Origin of the sequence: Streptomyces venezuelae (assembly GCF_008642315.1) — a bacterium.
In the GTDB taxonomy this organism is placed as follows: domain Bacteria; phylum Actinomycetota; class Actinomycetes; order Streptomycetales; family Streptomycetaceae; genus Streptomyces; species Streptomyces venezuelae_D.
Window position 1 is genome coordinate 2180037 of the sequence record NZ_CP029192.1, and the last position, 9119, is coordinate 2189155.

Below are 9119 nucleotides of genomic sequence, written 5' to 3' on the forward strand. Positions count from 1 at the left end.
CGGGCGCGGGCGGTCCCCCGCCGCTCAGCGCCCGGCGACGAACCGGGGCAGCTCCGCCAGGATCCCGGCGAGGTCATCCGCGGGCACTCCACCTCCCTGGGCGACGTCCCGGGAGCCGCCGCCCCGGCCACCGAGGAGTTCCTTGACCATCGCGGACGCCTCGCGGCCCGCCTCGCGCGCCGGGCCGTTGACGGCCAGCACGAACGCGCCCGCCGACGTCGCGACGGCCACGACGCCGGGCCGGCCGTGCGGGAGGCGGTCGCGGGCCGCGAGGGCCAGGGCGCGCGCCTCGTCGGGCGCGCCGTCGACCGTCGCGGTCACCACCAGCGTTCCCTCGGCGTCGACGGCCCCCTCGGCCAGTTCGCCGGCGCGGGCCGCCGTGGCCCGCGCCTTGAGGCGGGCGTTCTCCCGGTCCGCGGCCTTCAGCCGGTCGAGGAGTCCGGCGATCCTGTCGGACAGCTCGGCGCGGGGTGCTCCGATCTGTTCCGCGATGCGGGTGACCAGGTCGCGCTCGCGGGCCAGGTAGCCGAACCCCTCGATGCCGACCGCCGCCTCCAGGCGCCGCATGCCGGCGCCGACGGAGGACTCCGCGGTGAGGGCCACCGTGCCGACCTGCGCGGCGTGCTCGACGTGCGTGCCGCCGCACAGTTCGCGCGACCAGGCGCCGCCGATCTCGACGACCCGTACCTTCTCCCCGTACGTCTCGTCGAACAGGGCGAGCGCGCCGATCTCCTTGGCCTCGGGCAGCGTCATCCAGCGCACTCCGACCGGCAGGTCCCGGCGCAGCGCCCGGTTCGCGGCCTCCTCGACCTCGCCGCGGACGGCCGGGGAGAGAGCGCCGCGCCAGGGGAAGTCGAGGCGGAGGTAGCCGGGGCGGTTGTAGGAGCCGGACTGCAGGGCGTTGGGGCCGAGGATCTCGCGCAGCGCGGCGTGCAGGACGTGGGTGCCGGAGTGCGCCTGCCGGGCGCCGAGCCGCCACTCGGGGTCGACCGCGGCGACCACCCGCTCCCCCGCGGCGAGTTCGCCCGCCGTGACGCGGACCCGGTGGACGACGAGGCCGGGCAGCGGTCGCTGCACGTCGATGACCTCGGCCTCGCCGGACGTTCCCGAGATCCGTCCGGCGTCGCTGTCCTGGCCGCCGGACTCGGCGTAGAACGGCGAGCGGTCCAGGACGACAATGGCCAGTTCGCCCTCACGCACCGCCGGAACCGCGTCCGCCGTTCCGAGGACGGCGAGCACGGTCGACTCGGTCGTCAGCGTGTCCCAGGCCCGCCAGTCGGTCGGCCCGTGCGCGTCGAGGACGGCGCGCAGCGCCGAAGTGTCGTTCGTGCCGCCGGACTTGCGGGCCCTGGCGTCGGCGCGGGCCCGCTCCCGCTGCTCGTTCATCAGCGCGGTGAAGCCTTCGCGGTCCACCTCGACGCCCTGTTCGGCGGCCATCTCCAGGGTGAGGTCGATGGGAAAGCCGTACGTGTCGTGGAGCAGGAACGCCCGGTCTCCGGGCAGCGTCCTGCCGCCACCCCGCTTGACCTCGGCGACCTGGGTGTCCAGGACGGTGGTGCCCTGCTTGAGGGTGGCGCGGAACGCGTCCTCCTCGCCGTACGCCTGGTCGGCGATGCGGGCGAAGTGCGCGGAGACCTCGGGGTAGCTGGGCGCCATGCAGTCGCGGGCGACCGTCAGGAGCTCGGGCAGGGCCGGGTCGTGGAAGCCGAGCCGGCGCATGGCACGGACCGAGCGGCGCAGGATGCGGCGCAGGACGTAGCCGCGGCCCTCGTTGCCGGGCGTGGTGCCGTCGGCGAGCAGCATGAGCGCGGTGCGGACGTGGTCGGCGACGACGCGGAGGCGTACGTCGGCCTGCGCGTCGGCGCCGTAGCGGAGGCCGGCGAGGTCGGCGGCGCGGTCCAGGACGGGCCGGGTCTCGTCGATCTCGTACAGGTTGGGCTTGTCCTGCAACAGGGTGGCCATGCGCTCCAGGCCCATGCCGGTGTCGATGTTGCGGCGCGGGAGTTCGCCGAGGATCGGGTAGCCGGACTTGCCGGGCCCCTCGCCCCGCTCGTACTGCATGAAGACGAGGTTCCAGAACTCCATGTACCGGTCCTCGTCGACCGCGGGCCCGCCGGCACGGCCGAGCGCGGGCCCGCGGTCGTAGTAGAGCTCCGAGCAGGGCCCGCACGGGCCCGGCACGCCCATGGACCAGAAGTTGTCCTCGTCCCCGCGGTCCACGATCCGCTCGTCGGGGAGGCCCGCGACCTCGCGCCAGATGGCACGGGCCTCGGCGTCGGAGTGGTGCACGGTCACCCAGATCCGCTCCGGGTCGAGCCCGTACCCGCCGTCCTTCCGCGCCGCGGTGGACAGCTCCCAGGCGTACCCGATCGCTTCGTGCTTGAAGTAGTCCCCGAAGGAGAAGTTGCCGTTCATCTGGAAGAACGAGCCGTGCCGTGTGGTTTTGCCGACCTCTTCGATGTCCAGGGTGCGGATGCACTTCTGGACACTGGTCGCCCGCGGCCACGGGGCGGGCTGCTCGCCGGTCAGATACGGCTTGAACGGCACCATGCCCGCGTTCACGAACAGCAGCGTCGGGTCCGGGGTGGGCAGCGGGGCACTGGGTACGGCGGTGTGCCCGCGTGCGGCGAAGAAGTCCAGGAAGCGCTGGCGGATGTCGGCGGTACGCATGGGGGGTGCTGCTCCGTTCGTGGTGCCCAGAGGGGGCGTGGGGCGGCGGCGCGGTCCGGGTGCCGGGGGCCGAGGTGGACCGCGAGCCCCGTGCCCGCTGCCGCGGGACGGGTGACCGGCGTCCAGCCCGCCCGTCCGTAGAAGGCGCGGGCCTCCTCGGCGGCCACGGAGGTCAGCAGCCAGCAGCGGCCGTCGGCCCGGTCCTCGGTCACCGCGTCCAGCAGCCCGGTGCCCACACCGGTACCCCTCGCGCGCGAGGAAACCGCCAGTTCGTCCACTTCTCGGCCGCCGCACAGCCAGGCGGCCGTGCGTTCCTCGCCGAGGGCGGCCGCTATCTGGGGGTAGCACCGGCTCGTGGGGAACGGCGACGGCGTCGTCCAGGCGGTGGCCCAGCCGAGGACGGTGTCCCCGTCGAGCGCCAGTGCGGCGGTGAAGCCGGGCCGGGTGACGTCGGCCGCGAGCCGCCGCAGGTAGCCGTCGGCGTGCTCGGGCCCTTCGTCCCAGGGCGCGCCTCCGAAGGCGTCCACGTACACGCTCCGGACGCCGTCCGCGTACGACAGCAGACGGCTTCCGGAGACGGCCTCGACGGTGACGGCCATCAGGCGGCCCGGGCCGGCGCGCTCGGCAGCGGGGTGAGCGAGGCGTAGTCGAGCGGTGCCGACGGGTCGACCGACACGTTCAGCGGCGCTGGTTCGGCGTCGGCGCGCACCAGCAGGTCGCCGACGGCTGCGATCATGGCGCCGTTGTCCGTGCACAACGTCATGGGCGGCACGCGCAGCTCGATCCCGGCGGCCGCGCACCGCTCCTCGGCGAGCCCGCGGACCCGGGAGTTCGCCGCCACGCCACCGACGACGACCAGCGTCCGTACGTCGTACGCGCGACAGGCCGCCAGCGCCTTGCGGGTCAGTACGTCGGCGACGGCCTCCTGAAGCGCCGCGGCCCCGTCGGCCACCGACAGCTCCTCGCCCCGGACGCGGTGCCGCTCGACCCAGCGGGCCGCGGCGGTCTTGAGCCCGGAGAAGGAGAAGGCGTACGGGTCGTCGCCGGAGCGGGTCAGCGGCCGGGGGAACGCCACAGCTCTCGGGTCCCCGTCGCGCGCCGCGCGGTCGATCGCGGGACCGCCCGGGTAGGGCAGGCCGAGGATCCGGGCGACCTTGTCGAAGCACTCCCCCGCGGCGTCGTCCAGCGTGTCGCCGAGGTGCAGGATCGGCTCGCGCACCAGGTCCCGGACCAGGAGCAGCGAGGTGTGCCCGCCCGAGACGATGAGCACGACGCACGGTTCGGGCAGCGGGCCGTGTTCCAGGATGTCGGCGGCGACGTGCCCGGCCAGGTGGTGCACCCCGTACAGCGGGACCCCGGCCGAGTAGGCCAGCGTCTTGGCGCCCGCGAGCCCCACCTGGAGTGCGCCGGACAGGCCGGGTCCTGTGGTGACGGCGACCGCGTCGAGCTGGTTCAGCCGCAGTCCTGCCTGGTCGAGGGCCTGGCGGACGACGGGGTTGAAGGCGTGCAGGTGCGCGCGGGCGGCGATCTCCGGCACGACACCGCCGTACCGCGCGTGCTCGTCCATGCTCGACGCCACCACGTGCGCGAGCAGCTCTCCGTCCCGGACGATCCCCGCACCGGTCTCGTCGCACGACGACTCGATGCCCAGCACCACTGGTTTGCCCATTGCACACGCTCCTTCTGCACACTTCCCGCACTTGCAATATATGTGCAATAGGAGAGTCGGGTCCGCACGAGGTGCCGCGCCGCGTCAGACCGGGGAGGACGTCTCAGGCAGCCGGCACGTCCCGCACGAAGCGCCGCAGACATGCCCGTACGACGTCGGGCCGCTCCAGCCAGGGCTCGTGACCGGCGCCTTCGACGCGGGTCAGCGGATGACCGAGATCGCGCGCGAGTGCGGCGAGCGCCGACAAGGGGCGGGGGTCGTCGCATCCGCCGAGCAGCTCGGTCCGCGCGGGCAGCCGTTCGCGCAGCTCGTCCACCCGCCCGTCGAGGGGATCCGCGCGCCCCGCGTCGCCGAGCTCACGGTTCATGGCCCAGGCGACGGGGCGCCGCAGTCGGGCACCGCGCTCCGCCCACCACCGGCCACGTCCGGCATCGGAGTGGTCGGTGAACCAGGCGAGCGTGAGCAGCTCGACCTCCTGCTCCTCGGTCCGGTGCGGCACCCCCTCCAGTACGCGGAGCCGCTCCCGCTGCGCCTCGGTCATGCGCCGCTTCCGCTCGGCCCGGTACGCGGCGCGCCAGTCCCCGAGGAACGGCCCGCACATCAGCATCGCCGCGGCCGCCCGGTCCGGGTGCGCGAGACAGAACCGGGCGGCGAGGTCGGCGCCGTAGGAGTGCCCGATCAGCACGGCCCGGCGCGCGCCCCACGCGTCGAGGAGTTCGCCGAGATCGTCGACGTGCCGGGCGAGAGTGTGCCGCCCCTGCCACGGCGACCGGCCGGTCCCGCGCTGGTCGTACCGGTAGACGGGGGCGAGGTCCGCGACCATGGCGGCGACGTCGGCCAGATAGTCGGGCAGGCCGGGGCCGCCGTGGAGCAGCACGACGGGCGGCGGCCGCTCACCGTCCGCGCCCCGCGGCCCGCCGTCCACCGGCGCTGCCGCCGTCCAGCGCACCCGCGCCCCGTCGGTGAGTGACGTGCGGCCCTGCTTCTCGATGAAGGTCACCGCGGCGAAGCTACCCGGTCGCAGGGGCGGGAGCGGGTGCGTGCACCGGCGCGGACACCCGCCAGTACAGGCGTGGGCCATCCGCAGGACACCCCCAGGACACCCGTGAGGAAGATCACTGAGGACAACCCCGCTCCTCCCCGCGCCATCCTCCCCAGTGATCAAGGAGTCCACGGCGGCGCCTCACGAGCCGAGTGGCCGGTACGTCACATGCAGATAGGCAAGACCACTCATGCCCCCCGAGAAGCGCACTCTCCCGCGCCTGCGCGCCACCCGTCGCAACGTCCTCGCGGCCACCGTGCTGGGTGCCATGGCGCCCGTAGGGGTCGGCATCGGCCTGGCCGTCCGCTCGTCGGGGGACAGCGGCGAGGCGCCCCTCGACCCGCACCAGGCGCCGGACATGAGCAAGGCGGCCCCGACGGGTACGTGGGCGGCCTCCGGGCCGCAGCCGCAGACCACCGAAGCGATCGTGCAGATCGTCGCGCACCCCGACGACGACCTGTTCTTCATCAACCCGGAGGTCGGGCAGTCGCTGCGCAGCGGCAGGCCGCTGACCACGATCTACCTGACGTCCGGCGAGTCCAACGGCGTCAACGGGCCTCGGGCGGGCGCGGGTACGGGTGCGGGCAGGGACGTGGGCCTGGGCGCGAGCCAGGGCCGGCCCCGCCCGAAGAGCGACAAGCGCAAGTACGCCAAGGCGCGGCAGAACGGCATCCGCGCCGCGTACGCGGAGATGGTCACCGGGCGCCCGGACCACCCCTGGCAGCGCACCATGATTGCGACGGCCGGTGGGGGGCATGCGGAGCTCGACACGTTGCAGGGGTACCCCCACATCCACCTGGTGTGGACGCTGCTGCACGAGGCGGGCAGCATCACCGGCGACCGCCCGCACAGCCTGCACGGACTGTGGGAGGGCCGGATCGACGCGCTCGGCTCGCAACTGGCGCACGGCGGGCCCGTCACCCGCGACTTCTCGTACACGAAGGAACAGCTCATCCAGACCCTGACCGGCTACCTCCGGCGGTTCCGGCCCACGCAGGTCCGGATGCAGAACCCGACACCGGGCCGCCTGGACCGCAACCTCAAGTGTTCCGACCACCAGGACCACCGGTTCGGCGCCCGTTTCGTCCAGCAGGCACTCGCCCGGTACGCGGCCTCCGGTTCGCGCCCCCACTTCACCGTGCAGACCTACATGGGCTACTTCAACGGCGGCCTGCCCCAGGCCCTGGACCCCGCGTCCGGCGCGTCGAAGGCACGCACCCTCGCGACGTACTCCGCGAGCGACGACGCGATCCGCGAGGCCTGCGGGGACCCGGCGGGCTGCGGTGACCTCAAGGTCGCCGCGAGCCCGAAGCCCCGCTGGTCGCACAGCATCCACCACGCGGGCGACAGCGGCGCCGACTGGCTGCTGGCGGGCAAGGACGACAGCCTGTGGGCCTTCGCCGTGCTCGACGGCCGCATCGCGCACTGGCACCGGCCCGGCGGCAAGGGCGGGGCTGGTGGAAAGTGGGGCGCGGGCCGTTGGAAGGGGCCCGTGTTCCAGCCGGGGACCGGCATCGACACCGGTGTACGCCCGACGGCTCTCCCCGACGGACGGATCGCCGTCTTCGGCACGCGCACGCTGTCCGGCGACGGAGCGGTGGACGGGTACAGCAGGGAAGTCGGGTACGTCGTCCAGCAAGGCCCCGGCGAGCCCTTCGGGCCCTGGCAGTCGCTGGGCACCCCCGAGCTGTCCGACGAGATCGGTACGAACGACATCAGCTCCCCCGCGGTCGTCGTGGACCGCGACGGCGCGATGTCGGTCTTCCTGCGTGACAGCACCCACCAGCTGACGACACGCGCCCAGCAGCCGGACGGCACGTGGACGCCGTGGCGTGCCCTGGGCGGCGAGGCGGTGCACGGCGACCCGGTCGCGGCGACGGACCGTGCCGGGCGCGCCTACGTCCTCGCCGCGACCCCGCACACCGTCCTGGCCTGGATCCGGGACGAGCCGGGCGCGGACGTGCGCGGCCCGCTGGCCACCGGCCTCCCGGCCACCACCCTGCCGCTGACCCTGCGCAGGGACGACGACGGCGTCCGGGTCTTCTACCGCGCCCCGAACTCGGGGAACGTGTGCTCGGCCCGCCTGCACGCGGACGCCCTCACCGCCCCCTCCTCGGAACCGGGCCGCGTACGCCGCTCGTCCACCGCGCACACGTCGACGTCCGTCACCGACCTGGGCGGCGCGGGCGGCTACGGCCCCGTGAGCGCCACGGCCGACGACTGGGGCGGCGTGCTGCTCGCGGCCAGGACGGCCACGGGCGATGTCGCCACGGCGTGGGGCGCGTCGGGCACCGCGAGGACCCGCCCGCAGTGGAACCACACGGGCGTACTGCCCGCGGGCGCGCCGTCGAGCGCTCCCCTGTCGTCGGGCGGCGTCGTCCTCACGATGCTCGGCCTCGACAGCCGCCTGTACTGGACCCACGCCACGCGTGGAGGAGGCCGCCTGGCTCCCTGGCAGCCGGTGGGTTCCCCGACGGAGGGGAGGTCGAGGGCCTGATGCGCCTCCGGATGCCGACCGCCGAGCCGCGGGAGACGCAGGAGCCGCTGGACGCTCCGAACGGCAAGGGCGGCCGGGACGTCGGCCGCGACCCGTTCTTCGACAACGCGAAGTTCCTGCTGATCGTGCTGGTCGCCCTGGGCCACTCCTGGGAACAGATCGTCTACGGCACGCACGCGCTCCAGTCCGTGCACACGCTGATCTACACGTTCCACATGCCGGCGTTCATCCTGCTGTGCGGCTACTTCTCCCAGCGTTTCACGGGCCGCCCCGACCAGGTCCGCCGTCTCGTCGAAGGCGTCCTGCTCCCCTACCTGTTCTTCGAGCTGGCGTACTCGGCCACGAACAGCGCGGTGCGGGACGAGCCGTTCGCCTTCACCCCCACGGAACCGACGTACCTCTGCTGGTTCCTGATCGCCCTGTTCCTCTGGCGTCTGAGCACCCCGGTGTGGCGGGCCATCCGCTGGCCGGTACCGATGGCGGCGGCGCTCTCGCTGGCCGCGGGCCTGACCACCACGCACTACGACCTGGCGCTCCCCCGCGTCCTGATGTTCCTGCCCTGGTTCGTCCTGGGCCTGAACCTGCGCCCGGAACACTTCGCCCTCCTGCGCACCCGCATGGCCCGCCGCTGCGGCGTACCGGCCCTGCTCTGTGCCGGAGCGGCGTCCTACCTGTGGATTCCGGCCCCCGACGAGCACTGGCTCTCCATGGACACGGGCTACACGGACCTGGACGTGGGCTGGCCCCAGTACCTGGCCGTCCGCATCGGCATCTTCGCCGTCAGCGCGGTCCTGGTGGCCGCGTTCTTCGCCTGCGTCCCCCGCCGCCGCACCGTCTTCACCGCCCTGGGCGCGGCGACGATGTACCCGTACCTCCTCCACGGCCTGCTGATCCGCGCGGGCGAGGCGGCGGGCCTGTACCCGGTTCTGAAGGACCTGGGCGTCCTCGGCCAGGTCCTCCTCACCGTCGGCGTCGTCACGGCGGTGTTCCTGCTCTCGACGCCACCGGTGCGGAAGGTCTTCCGGCGCGTGGTGGAGCCCCGGTTGCCGCGGAGCCTCGTGCCGACGGGCGAGCGCTCGCCGTAGTCCACCCCAAATTCATTGGGCGAACGGCGACATGACGGAGCGTGACATCGGGCTCCGAGCGGACTCCACCCGTGCTTGACCGCCTCATGCCGGATGTAACATGATCTTTGTTCGACTTTGGAATGTGTGCGCGGGACACGGTGAGTGCCCGTCGCG

The 9119-nt window shown here is 73.7% G+C and carries 6 protein-coding genes; 2 read left to right on the top strand and 4 right to left on the bottom strand.

What is annotated here, in order from left to right:
- Positions 1 to 24: 24 nt before the first annotated feature.
- The 4 genes from alaS to DEJ48_RS09160 form a co-directional block, all read right to left on the bottom strand.
- Positions 25 to 2670: an alanine--tRNA ligase gene (gene alaS, locus DEJ48_RS09145; protein WP_150215681.1), complete on the bottom strand. Its 2646-nt coding sequence runs from the start codon at positions 2668 to 2670 to the stop codon at positions 25 to 27.
- Positions 2559 to 3269: a GNAT family N-acetyltransferase gene (locus tag DEJ48_RS09150; protein WP_150215682.1), complete on the bottom strand. Its 711-nt coding sequence runs from the start codon at positions 3267 to 3269 to the stop codon at positions 2559 to 2561. Before DEJ48_RS09150 ends, alaS begins: the two co-directional genes overlap by 112 nt.
- Positions 3269 to 4339: a tRNA (adenosine(37)-N6)-threonylcarbamoyltransferase complex transferase subunit TsaD gene (gene tsaD / locus DEJ48_RS09155; protein ID WP_190537290.1), complete on the bottom strand. Its 1071-nt coding sequence runs from the start codon at positions 4337 to 4339 to the stop codon at positions 3269 to 3271. The genes DEJ48_RS09150 and tsaD overlap by 1 nt, the downstream gene beginning before the upstream one ends.
- Positions 4340 to 4442: 103 nt before the next feature.
- Positions 4443 to 5339 (bottom strand): alpha/beta fold hydrolase, encoded by an 897-nt coding sequence (locus tag DEJ48_RS09160; RefSeq protein ID WP_223831973.1) that lies wholly within the window; start codon positions 5337 to 5339, stop codon positions 4443 to 4445.
- 232 nt (positions 5340 to 5571) lie between these two features.
- Here DEJ48_RS09160 and DEJ48_RS09165 point away from each other — a divergent pair, with 232 nt between their 5' ends.
- Positions 5572 to 7878, top strand: a complete 2307-nt coding sequence (locus tag DEJ48_RS09165; protein WP_150215684.1) for a PIG-L family deacetylase — start codon at positions 5572 to 5574, stop codon at positions 7876 to 7878.
- Entirely contained in the window at positions 7878 to 8963 is a 1086-nt protein-coding gene (locus tag DEJ48_RS09170) for an acyltransferase family protein (RefSeq protein ID WP_150215685.1), read from the top strand. Before DEJ48_RS09165 ends, DEJ48_RS09170 begins: the two co-directional genes overlap by 1 nt.
- Positions 8964 to 9119 lie beyond the last annotated feature (156 nt).